The sequence below is a fragment of the Sphingobacterium thalpophilum genome (genome assembly GCF_038396785.1).
GTDB lineage: Bacteria > Bacteroidota > Bacteroidia > Sphingobacteriales > Sphingobacteriaceae > Sphingobacterium > Sphingobacterium thalpophilum_A.
The window spans coordinates 2,250,097-2,267,317 of record NZ_CP151087.1 but is presented as its reverse complement, the minus strand read 5'-3'; the positions used below and the strand labels follow the sequence as shown (position 1 = coordinate 2,267,317).

Sequence of the window (17,221 nt, the reverse complement as noted above, 5' to 3'; positions counted from 1 at the left end):
AATATTTAGAATTATTTACGATATTTGAGTGAATTATAAAACTGCAAGAAAATAAAAATTAACATGCTTTCTGAACGATTGCTGGCCTATAAGACCTGCATCGATTTGCAAGATAAGTATTTCTAGAATTGAATAAAAACAATGGAGTATTTTACCCAACTTGGACACCATTCTAATGAAATCGTAAAATTCGCTGCCGCTAGCGGAATCTTTTCCCTACTTTTAAAATGTGGTGAAGTAATCCATTTTACACCGCAAGATCCGGAGCATTTTAGAGCATGGTTGATTGAAAAAAATATTGAAGATATTAAAAGCGAAAAACAGCAGCGAGAATTTTTGGGGACTAGCATTTAATACCATAAACCTGTTGTCAAGTTTATGGACTGTTAATGAATAGTTGTTTTCATATTGCAGCTCCAGTCTTTTTTTTACATTTTCCAGCCCTATGCCCGAGTGCCCTGTTGAAGTTAATTGCGGACAGTCCTGATAACTATTACTGATGTTGAATTGAAGTTTTCCTTCTTCCTCAACCCAGGATAGCTCTATGCTTCCTTTTTGATTTGGAAGGCGGTTTACGTGTTTAAGTGCGTTTTCGACAAAACAGATGAGCATCAATGGTGCAATATATAAATCCTTTGAAGATTGATTCCATGAACAGCTTACATCCAGTTCGTTACCCCACCGCATTTTTTCTATGGCTATAAAATCCTGTAAATATTGCAGTTCGCGTGTTAAAAGTACGAGCGGTTGGTTGCACTCATAGAGCTGATACCTCAGAATGTCCGAAAATTTCAGAAGCAAATAATCGGCCATTTCCACATTCTTTTTCATGAGGATATGAATATGGTTCAAGACATTAAACATAAAATGAGGATTGACCTGATCCTGTAAAAATTTTACCTGACTTTCAAGAAAATTCTGCTGCAATTGACCATGGATACGTTGAATATCTGCATGTTCCTGATAAAATCTAATCCCGCAGGCGGTACCATTGATCAGTAGGGAAGATGGAATTGCTTGATAGAAATGAGTGAGTATTAGATCTGTCCGTTCATGGTTAGCTATTCCTTCTTTGGTGAGAATGAAATAGAAATCTATACTTCCAATTAAAATAGCTAAAATAACTACAAAAAGCACTGCTTTTAGTACAAAAGGTTTCATTTGTTGAGCCTTGATCGCTCGTGGTAGAACCCGGTCACTCAGCCACTGCGATATAATAATCGAAGAAGCCATGATTAGCGAGGTGTGCAGTAACGCCTGGAGCGAATCGAACTCGCCTTTTATTTGAATCCATACAGCAAACCCAAGAACGAACCAAAAAGAAATGAGAAAAAGATGTTTATTTAAATAGTTTTTTTTGAACATATGACGATTTAAAAAAATACCTTTGGAGCCTGATCCCTAGGTAGCTCCAAAGGTAAAACTTATTCATTGTTTTAGAAGATAAAGTAACCCAATCCAATAGAAAATGCCTGTGGTTTGGATTTAAAAGATTTGTTAAGGTCAGAAAAACCGCGTTCATAGCGAACATCAAGTGTAAATCGCTGAATATCGACTCCCAGACCGCCGGTAACTTGTAAGTTCGATTTGTCAAAATGTTTGATTCCCTGTTGTATTGCTTTGAGAGGTGGCAAATTGTCGTTTAACGTATAGCTGTAAATTGCACCAGCTAATACTCGGAAATTGATGTCCTGATTTTGGTAGATTTTGTAGCCTGCAACGACGGGGATATCAATCGCATTCCATTTGAGTTTGCTTTCGGTTTGCCCTTGCGGTTTAAGGGCTGCTTTGCGTTTATTGAAAAGAGCTTCACCCTGGATATAAGCTCTTCCAAGATTAACTCTTGCCATACCCCCTACGTGTAATCCTATGGCATATTTGTCATCTAAGTCTGCTAATTCGGTATTGAGTTTGTTGAGACTACTTCCCTCTTTAATACCCAATTGAATGAAAGGTTGCTCCTGAGCAAACAGTTTTTTGCTAAACATCATGGCAAATAATACGATGCATGATAAAATTGCGTTTTTATTCATTTTATATTGTTTTAATTTGTCCAAAAGAACAAAGGATCAATTCCTTGGCAAAAAGAGTTTGACGAACGGCATTTTTGGAGTGACGAAGGTTATTATAGGGATGATTAGTCTGTCAAGATTTCTATTTGTTTGTCAAGATTTCTGGCTTAAGCGTCTTTTTTCAGGATAGATGGGAAAAGGTCTATTGTTTTTTTTAACTTACAAGATAGATTTTGTTTGGTCAATTGTGTTGTACAAATAATCGATTTCATGAAAAATCCGTTGAAGCGAACGTTTTCCTTTTCCTATCTGGTATGGCCGTTTTGTCTGCTTATACTAACATCCTGTTCTAAAGAGGGACTTAATTCACAAGGAGGTCTAATAGATCCCGGTTTTAAAGCTGTCAACTTACAAACCGGAATCAAGGAAAATGTAATTCCGATCAAAGCGGATTTATGGTATGTGTCCTATGTCAAAGATGTCCTTACAGGAGAAATATTGAAAGATTCCACTGGAAAAAAGCTCAAATTGGAGCTTACGGGCTCGATTGGAGTTGACGGTGGATGGCTACAGTTGGAAAAAACAATTAATAACGAGCTTAAATTGACCTTATTGGAAAATTTTAGTGATCAGCCCAGGAGTTTTGCCATTGGCATATTGTCAGCGGATAAAATGGATGAAGTGAATTTTATTCAAACTAGGGCTGATGGATATGAGTTGGTCAAAAAAGAAATCAAAGAAGTGAAAGAAAGCCGGAAAATCTATGTCAGTACCGAAGGGTGTACTGCGATGAATCTGGTAAATAGCTCAAATCGGGAGCGAAAAGTCGATATCACTGCCATTTTTAAGGACGTAAAGTATAGTTCCGAATTCATAAGTGACAGCTACGGCGCTTTTGACTGGCTCAATAAAACAGACTCAACGATCTTCATGGATGAATTAATGGTAAATGGTGGAGTTCGCTGGCAAGGTAAAGTTCCTTACAGTAAAGGCAAAACTTTTGAAAATTATATTAAATCTGGAGATAAACAAGAATTGCTGCTCAAAGCCAATGCCCAGATGACCGTGAGAGGTGAATTTAAATACCTCGAAAGAACTTGCAATTATATCTTCACCATCAAGAATAAAACATCCGGGCACGAATTCCAAGTGAAGGGTACCTGGAAGCAAAAGGTTCCGCTGACCCCACGGACTATTTTGGAATAAGATTGTTTATGAGGTTTTAAGCATAACAACAATATAATGACCTTTCTGTAATTCTCAGTAAATAAAAAAGCCACATCAGATGATGTGGCTTTTTTATGATCTGCTTAATAGCTATACAAAGTCTTATTTGACTTGTGTAATTGTTCCGTTAGTAACGCTTCCCCAATTTGTAAGACTTCCATAAACAATTAATTTAGACTTACTGTTGGCGAATTCTACCTTTCCGCTACCATTAATAGTCAAGTTACCGTATACGACAACTTCACCGTCAATAACCATCTTACCATTGATAAATGAAGTGGATTTTGATCCTACAGTTCCCTGAGAAAGTGAGCCTGTTACGCTCAATATGCCACTTCCGTTTACGGTAAAGGTTCCACCAATAACACCTGAGCCCACCAAATTCATTGTTGAATTGACGTTAATGTTTTGCTTCAAAGTGATTGAACCATACATGTTGAATACACCGCTGTTGATGTTAACAGAATTTCCATTGATATTGAGTGTTCCACACCAGTTAAAATTCCGGTTGATATTAACGTTTGAAGCAAATGTTTTTGTATCCGAGTAGCTCGCTTCATTATTGACATTCAGGTCTCCTTGTGTACTGCCTGTGAAAGCTGGATAAGTACCATTACAGCTTGGAGTTGTTGGTTTCAGATCGATGAGTTTAAGAATTTTTAAGCCACCTTTTCCCGTTGCTACAAAAACATAGTTATCTCTACTGATCACAAAATTACTTGAACTGTTGTCAATCGCATTGAAACTTGCACTACCGATATAGTTAAAGTTGTTTTGTGTGTCAAATTGATAGGCTGCGATACCAGCACCACCGTTGGCAACAAATACACGTTTGTCGTTTGTAGATACAGCATTGGTCACAATATCTTCCGGATCCATGTTGCTGTCATCAGGACTTACTGGAATACTAATGCGTTTATCCAGAGCTCCTGTATTTATATTATAAATACCCAAGCCCTGAGCGCCTTCAGAAGCTAAAAGATAACTGCTGTAAAAATCGATAGTACGTTTTGCTGAACTTGGATTTTGACCCACATTGATTGTTTTAACCGGATCAAGATTATTGGATACAACTTTTATCCCCTGTGTTCCTGAAAGCACATACACTTGATTCTGGTATGTTCTTACAGATAGGAGATCCGCAATAGTTACCGATTTTTCGATAGCGCCCGAAGATTTATTGATTTTAGAAATAGCACCCGCATTACCTGAAACAGCATACTGGCTTTCGTTGTTAAAAGTAACATCTGTTGCCACATAGCTTGGCAGACCTGTATAACGATAAGCATCGGTAGGTAAGCCATTCTGAAGCGGTAAAACAATAAGAACTGCAGGGGAGGTCATTTTTGCCAATACACCTTCATCTGCTGCTCCAGCTAAGAGTAGACTATTGCCATCAACTGCCAAGGAGCTAATGTCGATATTCGGCAATTTAGCATTTACAATAAGACGTGGGTTATTAATATCTGAAATGTCGATGACATCGACACCACCAAGATAGCGATCGCCTTCGGTATTGTAACTTACATAAGCGTAGTTGCCCGAAACAGCAACATGGGTTGCCCGAAGCTTATTGCCTTCATAATCCGGAGGAGCGACTTGTGCGACCAATGCTAATGAGAAGTCTGGGTTTTGAGTGGCAGTGACTGTCGAACCATTGGCTGCTCGCTTACCGGATGCTAAAAGATTAGATAACGGCAATAAACCAGCATTTTGATGATCTAAACGTGCATTCAGTTGGCTCGCATTATTGTCGATAACAACAGACTGATTATTTTTAGGGTCATCAATGTTATTATTGTTTTTGTTACAGCTAATAATTGCGGTCAAGGTCAATGCTAAAAGTGGCAGGTAAAATTTCTGTTTCATAATATTATATATCTATCACAAAAGTAAACCAAAAATCTTGTAGTTAAGTTTTGTTGCGGTTAATTTTTATAAAGCTGTAGTTGTTTTACTACTACATTTTATGCCGTGTAAACTTCTAATGAACATAAATTTTTCCATAGCATGTTCAACTAGGTTTAGCATCTGTAACGCTCGCAACAGCTCCCTTTCAGCTGTGTAATGGGGTACTTAAGAAATGTGGTTTTCTCTTCGACTAGATTATAAAATGAAATTGATAATTTTGAAAATAGCTAAACCACTCAAAAGCCTGTAAATTATTTGTATGCAAAGAATAATATGTTTTACCGTTAGATACCTACTTTTCAGTGCTATTTATCTGCAAGGTTGCATAAATAGTGGAACCCTAGAACAGCGGGAAAAAGAGTCCTCGGTCCCGATATCATCTAATTTTGATTCACTGGAGTATTATTTTATGGATATTGATTTATTTAAAATAGGTGAATTGGAGGACAAAAAGAATAAATCTGAGAAAGAGCGTCTTTTGTTATCAATATTGGAAGATGATAAGTTGGATCTTTCCCTTTTATCTCATTTGAAGAATATAGGATATGTTAGAGGCTCACTGGATCAATCTCTCTATAGTACTGTCGACTCACTATTTTTCTTAAAAACAAGAACCGATCATGTCGACACCTCTTGTATTTATGAATTTCGAGATATCCTTGTGTTCTATAAAAATAAGCAATGCATGGGGATCGCTAAGATCTGTTTTGATTGTAAAGCTATGGTTTCATGGAGCGAAAAACCAAATTTCGCAGGTTTCGGTGATTGGGAAGATTACGATAAATTGTATCTTTTACTCAAGAAAAAGTAAAATTTCATCAATAAATAAGCGAAACCATCCTGAGATGGTGAAAGAAAATAAGGTAGTAAAAATTCATCCGAAAATAACATATGTTTAAAATGAAACAAGTAATAAAAATCGTATTTATAGGACTATTCTTGACATTGTCTTTAAGCTCTTGTAGCGAGAAACTAAGTGGAAAGGATCAATCGTCCTTTGATAGTTCTCGTAAAAAAGTAGAAGCAAAGCTGAATGATAAAGAAAAAGCGAACTTGGAAAAGGCCTTGCGAGTGGCATTATCCGAAGCGATGTGGCTCAAAATGAATGAACCTGAAAAGTATCATGAAGAATCAATAAACCATATATCGTTAGGTCTGATCGATGGCAAATCTTACGGTGCTGTATTGGACCTGGCCGATGATATCCTTCAAAAGCAGCAGGAACGGAAAATAGTGCATCTTCAACAAGAAATAGATAGTTTGCAAAAGCAGAAATCTGAATTTGAACGGGTAAAAAAAGACCTGGCCGTCTTTCAATTGGAACCTATTGAATTGGATCTCGAAGATTTTTTTGGCGAGTCTGTCCCAAGAATCATTGTAAGTATGAAGTATATAGGCAAACAGCCGCTAACAGGAAGTCTGGGTTTTTCGTATGTACTGAAAAAACGGTCTTCACAAGCTATTATCAGCGACGAGCAATCTATTTTTGGCGAATCTGACAGTGTACTCCAGCCAGGTGAATCCCGGGTCAACACGATCGTTTTTAATCAGCAAAAAAAAGAGTATCCTAAACTTTGGAACTTCGCTAACTATCCCGTCAAAGGAATCAACCTGGCAGACTACGATTTGGAATTGATTGTGACAACACAATCCATCAAATCCAATGATCGGGAGACGGTTCTTCCAAAAAGTAGTGTAACGCTGATCAATGAAAATTTAAAGAAATTGGAAGATGAAATCACCGCATTAAAGAAGGAGAATATTAGCCTTGACGATCTGCAATTGACCTAGTTTTTATCATCCATTCGCCTATTCTGTGCTGTGAAAATTATTTAAAAGGATCCGATAGCACCTTTAATTTATAGGTTATTCGGTCAACGTTGACAACCTGACGAATTTTAGATTAGACGAAATAAATAGGGAGCCGATAGTAACATCAGCTCTCTATGTATTCGTAATTCTCGGAATAATCGTAAACAGCTCCTTTTGTTTATAATTCCGATTACAGGTGTACGTTTATTTCTTGTCCCACCAAACTTTCGATAGGAAGGAGTCGCCATTTGTCATTCGTGCCGCAGCTTCCTTGAGATTCGACGCGTTCAGCTCAGCCTCTTCACTGGAATAAATTGCCCGACGTGGTATTTGTCCGTTGGTGGAACCTGGGTTAGGACCGGGGGTTAATCGAGGATATCCCGTACGTCGCCACTCAGCAAATGCTTCCATATCTCTGCCAAATAGGTGAATCCACTTTTGTGTCGCTATTTTCTCCATCTTCTGTTCGTCAGTCAGACTGTTTAAACTTAATATAGGTTCGTAGGAAGTTGGAATTGCCGCCATATTGTAGGGCGGAAGCGCCAACGCAGCTTTCACCCCTTCTGTAAAGAATGTTTGGGCATTGGCACTTGTAGCTCCCCAGCCTAATAGAGCCGCTTCGGCTTTGTAGAAACAGATATCCGAATAAGTAAAAGCATAACTCGGAATTGGAGCAAAGCTAAGACTAAACCAAGTTGATTTATTCGCTGTTGAATAATTGGCTCGAATCAATTGGGATAGTTGATTATCGGTCAGCGAGACCCCAATGCCCTGATAGGTTGCCGTACCATTGACATTGACTGGTTCGGCAAGTAGTGGAAGCCTAGGGTCGTTGTATTCTTTTAGTTTATCGACTAATGTATTGGCAAGATAACGTAGATCGGCACTTCCTGTTGTCATTTGACGCAGGATAGGGTTTTGGTTTTCAGCTTGAGCATCGTTGTAAGTCGGCACAGCCGCGTTGTCACTGTTGCTACTGAATAGACCTACTGTGGAGGTCATGGCTTCGGTAACCGTTTTCTGCGCCAAAGCGGGGTTGGCATAGCGTAAGCGCATGCCTAGCTTTAGTTTGAGTGAATTGCCAAATTTTTTCCATTTGTCAATGCTGCCTTTGTAAAAGAAATCTGAAGAGCCGTAAGACAGGTCGCCGCTCGTAAGCCTTGCTATAGCTGCATCGACTTTTTGAACCAGTGCCGGATAGATATCTTCTTGTTTGTCAAATTTGGGGGTACGATTAATTTCCTTATTGGATTTTGTGATCTCGGAGTAGGGGATATCACCAAACAAGTCTGTAAGGCGCTGATAGAGGTATGCTTCATAAAGCTCGGCAATAGCCAGTTTACTTCTCCCTTCTGCATTGTCTTCCTTGCCGCTCAATTCCTGTTTGATCTGAACAATATTGCGGAGCAGGGTGTAGTGCTGCGACCAAATAAGATTTTCGGGTCCTTCAAAATATCGAGAAACAGGCACTACCGGTCCACCAGCCCAATGTTGGATCCAAGAGCCAAACTTGTTGTTGGGTAGTTCCCCTGATTCCTGAAAAGTACCATCTCGTAGAATGCGAGCTATGAGTAAGGAAGGGTCTACAGTGGTGACAGATGTCGGCGGCGTATTGATCCGTTCGAAATCTTTGGTACATGAACCTAGTCCTGCCACAGAAATAAGTCCGACGATGAATGTATTTTTAAATAATTTCTTTTTCATGATAAAGGGGTTACAGACCAACAGTGAGATTAATACCGAATGTGCGCATCATTGGAAGTGAAGTTGATTCAATACCAATCGAGCTATTGTTTACGTTGAAAGCAGAAGCTTCTGGTGAAAATCCATCCGTTTTCCGTTGAAAGTAAAAAAGGTTACGTCCATACACGCCAAATTTTAGCGAGCTGACGAGTTTATGCGGCATCAGTTTCTTCGGGAAAGAATACGAAAGACTGATTTCGCGCATGGCAATATAGCTCATATCATTGATCATTTCTTCGGATACCATGACCTCTTTGTCACTCGCAACCATGTTCCAATAATCTTGTGCGGCGACCTGTTTACTATTTTTTGTTCCTGTGCTTGTCCAATTGCCTGATCCATCTTTTTGTCCCACGATCCCCTCGGCAATGTAGCTGCCATCACGTCCTTCTAAGGTCTTTTTAGAAGTACCATAAATAATCTGCTCACGGTTGGACTGGGAGAAGATCACACCGCCCTGGCGGATGTCGACAAGCGCATATAGATTGAAACCTTTATATTTAAAGGTATTGGCAAAACCTCCCAGCCAGTCGGGTTGCGCATTGCCAAGATCAGTTTCTACACGCCCAGCTGTGCGCAAAGGCAGCCCAGTCGTAGGATCGATCAATCTATTTCCCTGCTCATCTTTGATCCATGCAAACTGTGTCCCAATGAGCTGGCCAAATGGTTTTCCGACCTCCGCAACCACATTTATCCCGCGGTCTGTAGCGAGTAAAAAGCTTTCTACACCGGGATAGAGTGATTCTACTTTATTTCGGTTGCGGTTGTAATTGAAGGTGGTATTCCATTCAAAACCCGATTCGCTTTTGATTGGTGTTGCTCCCAAGACAAATTCAATACCTCTGTTGCTAATTTCTCCAGCGTTGATCCTGTTTTTTACATAGAGACTGGAAGGGGCGATTGGTACGTCCAGAATCTGATTCTTTGTCTTGGCCTGATAGTAGGTAAAAGAGAACGAAAGTCTGTTTTTCAGAAATCGCAGATCTGCCCCAGCTTCGATCGACGTGGTCAATTCGTTTTTCAAATTCGGATCAGGAATAATTTCTGTATACGAAGCCATCGGTACACCACCGTGGGTGTACTGGTTGAGACTATAGGCTCCTGTCAGCTGATAAGGGTTTCCTGAACTCCCTGCTTGTGCCCAAGAGGCCCTGATTTTAGCAAAAGACAGGGCTTCAGACTGCCATTTGAAAGCATCCGATAAGACCAAACTGGAGCTTACCGAAGGATAAAAGAACGAATTATTTTCCTTTGAAAGAGTCGAAGACCAGTCGTTACGGGCGGAGAAATCAACAAACCAATAGTCTTTGTAACTGAATTGACCCGATAGATAAGCCGAATTAATCTTGGACTCGATCAGGTCAAATATGTAACTATTTGTCGTGGTGTTATTGATTACAAAGAGATTGGGAACAATAAATTGATTGCCCGAGTTGCCGGTCATACGCAAATACCTACTTTGATGGCTGGCCCCTAAGTTGGCACTGAGTTTAATATCGTCGGTCAATTTAAAGTTAGAACTGGCCAAAACATCAAAATTGTCTTCGCGGGCTCTGATGACCTCTTCTCGGATGTCGCCTTTTCGGTTTAGACTCTGGTAGGTATTAATGGGGCGGTAGCGGAACCGTTGATCGGTATAGAAGTCGGTCCCTCCAGTCGCTGTAACCTTAAGCCAAGGAGCGAAGTCGTAACTTAGACGGAGCAAGCCTATAATACGGTCCCGCCGGTCTTCGTTGTGGTTTTCATGAATGGTCCAAAAGGGGTTGGCAGTAGAACTATTGGTGGCATATGTTTTCTCCAATCCTTCCGTCAATCCAGAAAATCCGAGCTGTCTACTAATCTCCTGTGCGGTCCATTTATACTGGGCCATGATGTCGTTGCCCAAGCTTCGCGGCTGGCTGATGAATAGGTAAGCCGGGTTGTCTGCAGCATCGGCCAATGTAGGCCGGTTCTGTCCCTTTTGGGCGATATAGTTGGCCTTGATGTCGATATGAAATTTATCGGTTATTTTGGCTTGGGTACGTAAACCGAAATTGTTTCTCTTTAACGTATTGGTGGGGATATACCCCTTTACATCTGTATTGGCAAATGAAAAACGGTAGTTTACTTTGTCGGTTCCGCCATCGATACTAAGGTTGTTGACAAACTGTTTCTCTGTTTGAAAAAATGACGAGTAGGTATCTGGCTTTGGTGTTAACTGTAAGATGTTGCCATAAGCGTCTTCATAAGTCTGACCTTCCATTTTTGCACCCCAGCTAGCCCGTGTTGTACGGTCACGTCCAGCACTCATTTTAGGCATACCACTGTAGCCATTTTTCAGGGCCTCACTCATGGAGACAATTGTACCGTCATCTTTTCTGAAGTGTGTAAATGTACCATTCAAGCCTTGGCCATAGACATTCTGAAAATCAGGTAATACCAAGCCATTGCCCAATGAAAAATCTGTACCATAACTAAAGCGGGTTTTACCAGCTTTCCCAGATTTAGTTGTGATCAAGATAACGCCGTTACTTCCTCGCTGACCATAGAGGGCTGCAGCGTTTGGGCCTTTCAATACCGACATGGTTTCGATGTCTTCGGGATTGATGTTTCCGATTCCGTCACCATAATCGGTTCCCCCAGATTGGTTTGGAGATGAAATGTTTTGATTATCAATCGGTACTCCATCAACAACATAGAGCGGCTGGCTATTACCGATAAGTGAGTTGTTACCACGTATCACGACCTTGGATGAACCTCCGGCACCGGATGCCGCGCGGCTCACCTGCACGCCGGCAACTTTACCCGATAGAGCATTCGCCACATTGGTTTCCTTGCCCTGCGTCAGCTCGTCGCCTTTGAGTTCAGCGACCGTATAACCGAGCGCTTTTTTTTCGCGTTTGATACCAAGCGCTGTAACGACAACCTCCTGTAGGTTTTGCGCACTCGATTCCAAACTGATATTGATCGCTAGCTTGTCTCTTTCTGTAATGGTGTAATCCAAAAGTTCTCTGCTTTTAAAACCGATAGACGATACGCTGATCTGGTAGCCCTGTCCAGCGGGAATCTGGTCGAGTGAAAAAGTTCCGTCAGGCCTGCTGGTTGTTGTTTTTTTCATTCCGCTCGTCGCATTACGTATGGTAACCGTCGCCGAAGGAATGGGCTTCCCAGTTTCATCTTTGATTACTCCATTAATAGAAGCATTTTGTTGGGCATTAGCAAGAAGATAGCTTGTTGACAAAAGCCCCATGAGGCCAAGACGCAGTGCCCAGCTTACGTCGGCTCGAATGTTGGATCTCAACAATAGCATAGTCAGGATACTATGCTTGGAAGGTAAATAAATGTGCATAATTTGTGGGTTAATTAAGTGAATTTTATTCGGTTTGTACATGGATGGTTATGCTATGAAGTGCTTGAATATCAGTCAACATACTGATGTAGGCTGACGCTGTATTTTTATACGTTCCACTATAATATTTATCTTGAATATCTTTGGGATCAAAACTCAGCCGCACTGCATAATTATGGCTGATGATATGAAGCACATCTTGTAAGGGGAGGTTTTTAAAGATCAATTGTTCCGATGTTTTTAGATAAGATCCCCGTTTACTGGATTGAGAAGCATTGATTCGGGTCTCAGCAATAATCTGTTGCTGTTTCCGGTCAATGCTGATTTCCTCATTGGGTAGAAACTGCAGATTTAAGGATTGTTCATTTCGGTAACCTGTATCGCTTTTGACTTCAATACGACCTTCATATAGTTTTATCTTCGTAATCGCGGTACCCTCTTCGTCGACGCTGAAAACGGTGCCAAGTGCCGTTGTTGTCAAACCTGCCGAATGAACTCGGAAGGGCTTGGTCTTATCCTTTGCCACAGTAAATTTGGCTTTGCCTTTTAATAGAATTTCTCGCGAGCTAATCCGTGTGAAATCTGAACAGAATTTTACTTCAGAATTGGGGTATAGTTCGATCGTAGATCCGTCTGGAACTGCAATTTGTTGAATGGTATTACCTGAATTGATATAATATAAATTACTTGGTTGCTCCTGCGATGTGGGCTGGACTTTCTTCGCGCTACGGTATGCGGTGGTATGTTTAGGAGAATCGATTTGGGTTAACCCCAGCCAAGCTCCGATTCCAATGAAGATAATAATGGCAGCATATTTTAACCAGTTAAATCGATCCTTGTTTTTTTGCCCTATTTGTTTGAAAATATGCGCTTTTATTTCTTTTTGGTTTTTAAAATCCGAATCCACCTCATATTCTTGCCATTCCGCACCTGGCATAAGATCCTCCCAATAAAACTCGTTATTAGCTAGCGCGTTTTCTATGGCCGCAATTTCTTCCGCATTGGCTTTACCGCTTAGGTAATTGTCGATCAATTCTTTTGTAATCTTCATCTAATAAGATTACGATCGAAAATGAGGTAGCCCCCAATGAAATTAAAAAATAATTTGCACCAGTATACTGAACAATAAAGCCTTGCGAATGGTTTTTAGTGCTAGCGTTAGTTGGTTTTCTACGGTTTTCGTCGATATGGCTAGCTTTTTAGCAATTTCTTGATGCGAAAGATTGGAAAACCGGCTTAGCATAAAGATCTCCCTGCGTTTCTTTGGTAATTTATCGACAATTTCATGGAGTGTGGATGAAAGTTGTTTGGCATAAAAATCATCATGAGGACTATGCCGCAAGACAACTGTCTGATCGTGATCCAAAAGTTTCTTTCGATTATACTCTGCTTTGACCAAATCAATCACTACTGTTCGGGTGATACAGAATATCTGGGATTCTATGCTGGAATCAATATTTTTGTCACGCATATTTTTCCAGAGTTTGATAAATACACGCTGCACAGTTTCTTCGGCTAGATAAGAAGATTTGGTTTTGTTGAGCGCATATTGGTATACTTTGGAACTCCATAGGTCAAAGTATTCCTCAAATCTTCGGACAATAGACGCATAATTGATTTCCATAGTGTAGGCTTGGAATAAATGAATTTAGCGATAATGCGCTTTCGCTCCAAGTTTTTTAAAAAATATTTTGCCTCTTTTCTTAGTGGATGAGATTTGTTTTCTGAATGATCTTCGATGTATGGTTATAGACTCTCAATTGGATATTAGTTCCTTGATTGGATTGATTTAGGAATACGATGTTCCCTTTCTGGTTGACATTCAGTGTGTATGTTTTGTTCTTCTCCATCTCAATCTCCCCTGATTCATTCAAAATTTTTATCCGACCAATCGACATTTTTTTAGCCGCAATGGAAAATGGACTGGCATCTTCGGCTGAGATGGCTAAGGAACTATGTGCGGGGATTGATGTATTGATATACAAAGAGCCTTTTTCTTTTTTTTCTATCCGCTGAAAGGTGCAAGACTGGAGGGCAATAAAAAATAGAAAGACGGAAAATAATTTCATAAATAAGGCTGTTTTTTTTATATGGGATTTAATCATGCATCATACCGGAGTTTTTTCCTACTACATTGGAGTTAGATTACTCCAATGTGGTGGGAAAAACCAGTTATGGTCTTAAAAACACAAAAAAATCATAATGACTTATTAATAGAAATGGAGTATTTCGGATATCTGTATACGATCGTTGTGTATTTATTCGCTAGTTCGGTATTTATACCTCTTCTTGGGCGTTTTGATACGTATGTTTCGAATCTTGTATTTGGACTGGCACAAAGTTTGAATTTTACCCTGCTGTAATACATAAATTATTCACATTAACACATCGACGTATGAAAAAATTAATTCAAACACTGGGACTAGGTATGCTTATTTTAACAGTATTAGTAGGCTTTACATCATGTAGCAAAGATGATGATCCGGCTGATAACGATCTTTTTGTTGGAAAATATGAAGGCACTATTGGCTTTGATGACATGAACAACAATGATAACGATGTTGCCTCGGGAGAAGGAACGGTTACTGTAACAAAAGTTGGCGATACCTATAATTTTGCTTTTGGAAATGGCATTCCTAATCTCAATGGAGTAGATTTTGAAAAAAAGGATAACGTCTTAGTTAATATCGGCTCAGCAGGTACGGGATTTATCCGTATTGATGCCGGTAAATTGACAATTGGTTATACAAAAGACGGCAAGGCATGGACGGCCAATTGTAATCGGAAATAGTCTTGCGAAAAATAGAAAGCGCCTGTTTGCCAGGTGAACGTTGTGAGTTTAACATTTTATAACATTATTTTCTAAACGATTTACGGAGCGATACTGTTCTATTAACAAACAATAAAACAAAGTAATTATGAGCGAATTAACATGGAAAGGCCGTTGGAACGAAATCAAAGGCAAGGTAAAACAACAATATGCAGACCTTACTGACGATGATCTATTGTATGCTGAGGGCAAAGAAGACGAATTGGTAGGTAAGCTTCAAAAGAAGACCGGTAAAACACAAGATGAGGTAAATAAGTGGTTGAACGATTTGTAGGTTTAGTATTGTGTGATAAAAAGCGGATAACAGCATTGTTATCCGCTTTTTTAATTTGATAGCAATATCCTCAATGAACTTTTATGCTTGTTGAATTCCTATTGCCTTGTACGGATTGTTTTCGTTACAAATCCCCAACAGCGCAATACCTTTTATTTTTTGTTAAAATTGAATCGTCGCGCAATGCTAAATCCCCAGCGAAATTGCCCTTTGCCCCATGAGCTATTTGTTTCGCTGATAAACTGAGATTCTTGTATTGCGGTCGCATTGGTAAAATTGAGGTGGAAGATATGGCCTCCGGTATCCATTTCTAGACCGACACCCAAAGCATTATAGTAACGTTGACCACCCACTTCTTCACGGTACTTCTTGTTCGATGCTTTTCGGAAAGGCAATGTATAGTCTGCGACTAGCGCAATTCGATTACTAACCTTAGCCCGCCCACCGATACCGATAGCGAATACATCATTCTGATCGTTATAAGCTGTATAGTTTCGGTGAAGATAGGTTGGGACTACAACAAGCGATAGATTTGAGCTAAATTTACGGGCAATGATGAGCTGCGTCACATAACTCAATCGGTCATTGAAGTCTTCAAAGCTTGCTGCCGAAGATTTATCCGGGCTGGCTTCCATGGCAGATAGGATTGTACTTCCAAAAAAAGCAACGGAAACAGGTACATTATTGTCGACCGTTTGTTCGATAAATCGGTATTTCACATTCCCCTCAAAGAGTTGTCTAACCTCTGTTGCACCCTTCGCGCGAGCGATTCCAATGTTTAGATTATCTAATAGACCGTAATCAAAACCGATTCGGATGTCGGTCGAATTATCGAGGCCAAAGAAATTTTTACCTCCACCCGCGCTGCCCGCGATATCGCCAAAGCGGTGATCTACTCTAAAGTCCATTTCATTACGATGAATTGTTTCTGTGGTCTTGAGATTGATCAAATTGCCGGATTTAAAGGTCGCCGTGACTTTTTCATTTTTGGGTGCATCGATATGGATTAATTTATCGAGATCTTCCTGCGCAAATGACTTTGCGAAAGGAAAGCAAAGGAGTATAAGTAGTATTTTTCTCATTTGTAATGAATTCGTATTATGGTTTGTAGGTCGCATCAACGGTGATTTTGACTACTTCAGCAATTTTTTTTCCAACGATGGAAGGAATAGAAATTTTATGATCTGCAAGTTTGACCTGAAAATTTGCTACCGCCTTTATCGTGCCATCTGTAACAGTAAATGTTGCCTTTGTACTGTAAGGTTTAGTAACCCCATGGATTAGAAGTGTGCCTCTTACATTCAGCGTATAGCTGCCATCCTTTGTTAATTTGTCCGCGTTGTCGACTTTGCCTTTAAATTCTGATAGGGGGTATTGATCACTTTCCATGTAATTTTCATTGAAATGCTCCTGCATGAGCTTTTTGTCAAATTGAAAAGATGTATTTTTTACCCGAAAGATGATATCTCCCGTTTGAAGGTTCATCGCCGAAGCGCCTAAGGTACTTTTGGCTTCGATGTCTTCCAATGGCGCATTACTAAAAAAGGTGATGCTGGTCTCTTTTGAAACAAAAGAAGCCTTTTGCTGCGCAATGGTCGTCATAGCGATGAGCATCATGAAGAGCGCTATGTACATGTTGATTTTTTTCATATGCCTAACATTAGTTTTCAGGTGAATTCCTTTTGATCCATGCATCCAGCAGTTCTATTTCTTTTGCGGAGAGTGAGCTGCCTAGTGGCATGGATTTGGTCACCAGTACCGCATTATTAATCTTTGCAATATTGTCTTTGACGGAGATATAACCACTGAACGTCCATCGTCCACTGGCCGAACGTCCTGTCGCGTGGCACGAACTACATTTCGTTTCAAAGAGTGCTTTAGAAAAATTCGTGTAAGACACATTTAGTACCGTCACAGTTTCATTGCCGTTATCCGGATTGTTCGTAAGTTCTTGCGCCTGCTTTTTGGTACAGGCGGAGAAGGAGAGAACTGTTAAGGTAAAGAAAAAAATGACTAGGTAATGATGTGCTCTGAGGCAAGGATTTACGGTTTTTAGATTTTGTGCCATAAGTTTGAATAGTTAG

Annotated in this window: 16 protein-coding genes; 5 read left to right on the top strand and 11 right to left on the bottom strand. The window is 40.0% G+C overall.

From position 1 onward, the window contains the following. Positions 1-222 precede the first annotated feature (222 nt). The gene (locus AACH28_RS10130) at positions 223-1,233 is read right to left on the bottom strand and encodes a histidine kinase (protein WP_341832869.1); all 1,011 of its coding nucleotides are present in this window, start codon (positions 1,231-1,233) and stop codon (positions 223-225) included. Between the two features lie 203 nt (positions 1,234-1,436). Further along, the gene (locus AACH28_RS10125) at positions 1,437-2,033 is read right to left on the bottom strand and encodes a porin family protein (RefSeq protein WP_341832868.1); all 597 of its coding nucleotides are present in this window, start codon (positions 2,031-2,033) and stop codon (positions 1,437-1,439) included. A gap of 249 nt (positions 2,034-2,282) precedes the next feature. On the opposite strand from AACH28_RS10125, the gene AACH28_RS10120 reads away from it, so the two are divergent. Next, entirely contained in the window at positions 2,283-3,218 is a 936-nt protein-coding gene (locus AACH28_RS10120; RefSeq protein WP_341832867.1) for a hypothetical protein, read from the top strand. A 123-nt stretch (positions 3,219-3,341) separates the two neighbouring features. Here the strand turns inward: AACH28_RS10120 and AACH28_RS10115 are convergent, their stop codons facing one another. Further along, a complete protein-coding gene (locus AACH28_RS10115; RefSeq protein WP_341832866.1) occupies positions 3,342-5,108 on the bottom strand; it encodes a hypothetical protein in 1,767 nt (588 codons plus the stop codon). 301 nt (positions 5,109-5,409) lie between these two features. Between AACH28_RS10115 and AACH28_RS10110 the strand changes: the two genes are divergently transcribed. Together AACH28_RS10110 and AACH28_RS10105 are read left to right on the top strand one after the other, a co-directional pair. After that, positions 5,410-5,961 (top strand): hypothetical protein, encoded by a 552-nt coding sequence (locus tag AACH28_RS10110; RefSeq protein ID WP_341832865.1) that lies wholly within the window; start codon positions 5,410-5,412, stop codon positions 5,959-5,961. Between the two features lie 89 nt (positions 5,962-6,050). Then, positions 6,051-6,941, top strand: a complete 891-nt coding sequence (locus tag AACH28_RS10105) for a DUF6694 family lipoprotein (RefSeq protein WP_341832864.1) — start codon at positions 6,051-6,053, stop codon at positions 6,939-6,941. Positions 6,942-7,166: 225 nt separating this feature from the next. Here the strand turns inward: AACH28_RS10105 and AACH28_RS10100 are convergent, their stop codons facing one another. The 5 genes from AACH28_RS10100 to AACH28_RS10080 form a co-directional block, all read right to left on the bottom strand. Further along, complete coding sequence (locus AACH28_RS10100; RefSeq protein ID WP_341832863.1) at positions 7,167-8,666, bottom strand: SusD/RagB family nutrient-binding outer membrane lipoprotein; 1,500 nt, start codon at positions 8,664-8,666, stop codon at positions 7,167-7,169. Between the two features lie 10 nt (positions 8,667-8,676). Continuing rightward, complete coding sequence (locus AACH28_RS10095) at positions 8,677-12,033, bottom strand: SusC/RagA family TonB-linked outer membrane protein (protein ID WP_341832862.1); 3,357 nt, start codon at positions 12,031-12,033, stop codon at positions 8,677-8,679. Between the two features lie 25 nt (positions 12,034-12,058). After that, a complete protein-coding gene (locus AACH28_RS10090) occupies positions 12,059-13,084 on the bottom strand; it encodes a FecR family protein (RefSeq protein WP_341832861.1) in 1,026 nt (341 codons plus the stop codon). A 42-nt stretch (positions 13,085-13,126) separates the two neighbouring features. Continuing rightward, positions 13,127-13,657, bottom strand: a complete 531-nt coding sequence (locus tag AACH28_RS10085) for a sigma-70 family RNA polymerase sigma factor (RefSeq protein WP_286752538.1) — start codon at positions 13,655-13,657, stop codon at positions 13,127-13,129. Between the two features lie 79 nt (positions 13,658-13,736). Beyond that, complete coding sequence (locus AACH28_RS10080) at positions 13,737-14,102, bottom strand: hypothetical protein (RefSeq protein WP_286752539.1); 366 nt, start codon at positions 14,100-14,102, stop codon at positions 13,737-13,739. A gap of 326 nt (positions 14,103-14,428) precedes the next feature. Between AACH28_RS10080 and AACH28_RS10075 the strand changes: the two genes are divergently transcribed. Together AACH28_RS10075 and AACH28_RS10070 are read left to right on the top strand one after the other, a co-directional pair. After that, complete coding sequence (locus tag AACH28_RS10075; RefSeq protein WP_070565238.1) at positions 14,429-14,824, top strand: hypothetical protein; 396 nt, start codon at positions 14,429-14,431, stop codon at positions 14,822-14,824. Positions 14,825-14,951: 127 nt separating this feature from the next. Further along, entirely contained in the window at positions 14,952-15,137 is a 186-nt protein-coding gene (locus tag AACH28_RS10070; RefSeq protein ID WP_046672091.1) for a CsbD family protein, read from the top strand. 152 nt (positions 15,138-15,289) lie between these two features. Here the strand turns inward: AACH28_RS10070 and AACH28_RS10065 are convergent, their stop codons facing one another. The 3 genes from AACH28_RS10065 to AACH28_RS10055 are packed head-to-tail and all read right to left on the bottom strand — an operon-like array spanning position 15,290 to position 17,205. Further along, positions 15,290-16,219 (bottom strand): DUF5777 family beta-barrel protein, encoded by a 930-nt coding sequence (locus tag AACH28_RS10065; protein ID WP_341832860.1) that lies wholly within the window; start codon positions 16,217-16,219, stop codon positions 15,290-15,292. 16 nt (positions 16,220-16,235) lie between these two features. Then, positions 16,236-16,787 carry a YceI family protein gene (locus AACH28_RS10060; RefSeq protein ID WP_341832859.1) on the bottom strand — a complete coding sequence of 184 codons (552 nt, stop codon included), beginning with the start codon at positions 16,785-16,787 and terminating at the stop codon, positions 16,236-16,238. 10 nt (positions 16,788-16,797) lie between these two features. Beyond that, on the bottom strand, positions 16,798-17,205 hold the full coding sequence (locus tag AACH28_RS10055) for a cytochrome c (protein ID WP_333620725.1): 408 nt from the start codon (positions 17,203-17,205) through the stop codon (positions 16,798-16,800). Positions 17,206-17,221 lie beyond the last annotated feature (16 nt).

Excerpts from the sequence above, each read along its gene's own strand:
- AACH28_RS10130 (WP_341832869.1), bottom strand. The coding sequence starts at position 1,233 with ATGGCTTCTTCGATTATTATATCGCAGTGGCTGAGTGACCGGGTTCTA.
- AACH28_RS10125 (WP_341832868.1), bottom strand. The coding sequence starts at position 2,033 with ATGAATAAAAACGCAATTTTATCATGCATCGTATTATTTGCCATGATG.
- AACH28_RS10120 (WP_341832867.1), top strand. The coding sequence starts at position 2,283 with ATGAAAAATCCGTTGAAGCGAACGTTTTCCTTTTCCTATCTGGTATGG.
- AACH28_RS10115 (WP_341832866.1), bottom strand. The coding sequence starts at position 5,108 with ATGAAACAGAAATTTTACCTGCCACTTTTAGCATTGACCTTGACCGCA.
- AACH28_RS10110 (WP_341832865.1), top strand. The coding sequence starts at position 5,410 with ATGCAAAGAATAATATGTTTTACCGTTAGATACCTACTTTTCAGTGCT.
- AACH28_RS10105 (WP_341832864.1), top strand. The coding sequence starts at position 6,051 with ATGAAACAAGTAATAAAAATCGTATTTATAGGACTATTCTTGACATTG.
- AACH28_RS10100 (WP_341832863.1), bottom strand. The coding sequence starts at position 8,666 with ATGAAAAAGAAATTATTTAAAAATACATTCATCGTCGGACTTATTTCT.
- AACH28_RS10095 (WP_341832862.1), bottom strand. The coding sequence starts at position 12,033 with ATGCACATTTATTTACCTTCCAAGCATAGTATCCTGACTATGCTATTG.
- AACH28_RS10090 (WP_341832861.1), bottom strand. The coding sequence starts at position 13,084 with ATGAAGATTACAAAAGAATTGATCGACAATTACCTAAGCGGTAAAGCC.
- AACH28_RS10085 (WP_286752538.1), bottom strand. The coding sequence starts at position 13,657 with ATGGAAATCAATTATGCGTCTATTGTCCGAAGATTTGAGGAATACTTT.
- AACH28_RS10080 (WP_286752539.1), bottom strand. The coding sequence starts at position 14,102 with ATGAAATTATTTTCCGTCTTTCTATTTTTTATTGCCCTCCAGTCTTGC.
- AACH28_RS10075 (WP_070565238.1), top strand. The coding sequence starts at position 14,429 with ATGAAAAAATTAATTCAAACACTGGGACTAGGTATGCTTATTTTAACA.
- AACH28_RS10070 (WP_046672091.1), top strand. The coding sequence starts at position 14,952 with ATGAGCGAATTAACATGGAAAGGCCGTTGGAACGAAATCAAAGGCAAG.
- AACH28_RS10065 (WP_341832860.1), bottom strand. The coding sequence starts at position 16,219 with ATGAGAAAAATACTACTTATACTCCTTTGCTTTCCTTTCGCAAAGTCA.
- AACH28_RS10060 (WP_341832859.1), bottom strand. The coding sequence starts at position 16,787 with ATGAAAAAAATCAACATGTACATAGCGCTCTTCATGATGCTCATCGCT.
- AACH28_RS10055 (WP_333620725.1), bottom strand. The coding sequence starts at position 17,205 with ATGGCACAAAATCTAAAAACCGTAAATCCTTGCCTCAGAGCACATCAT.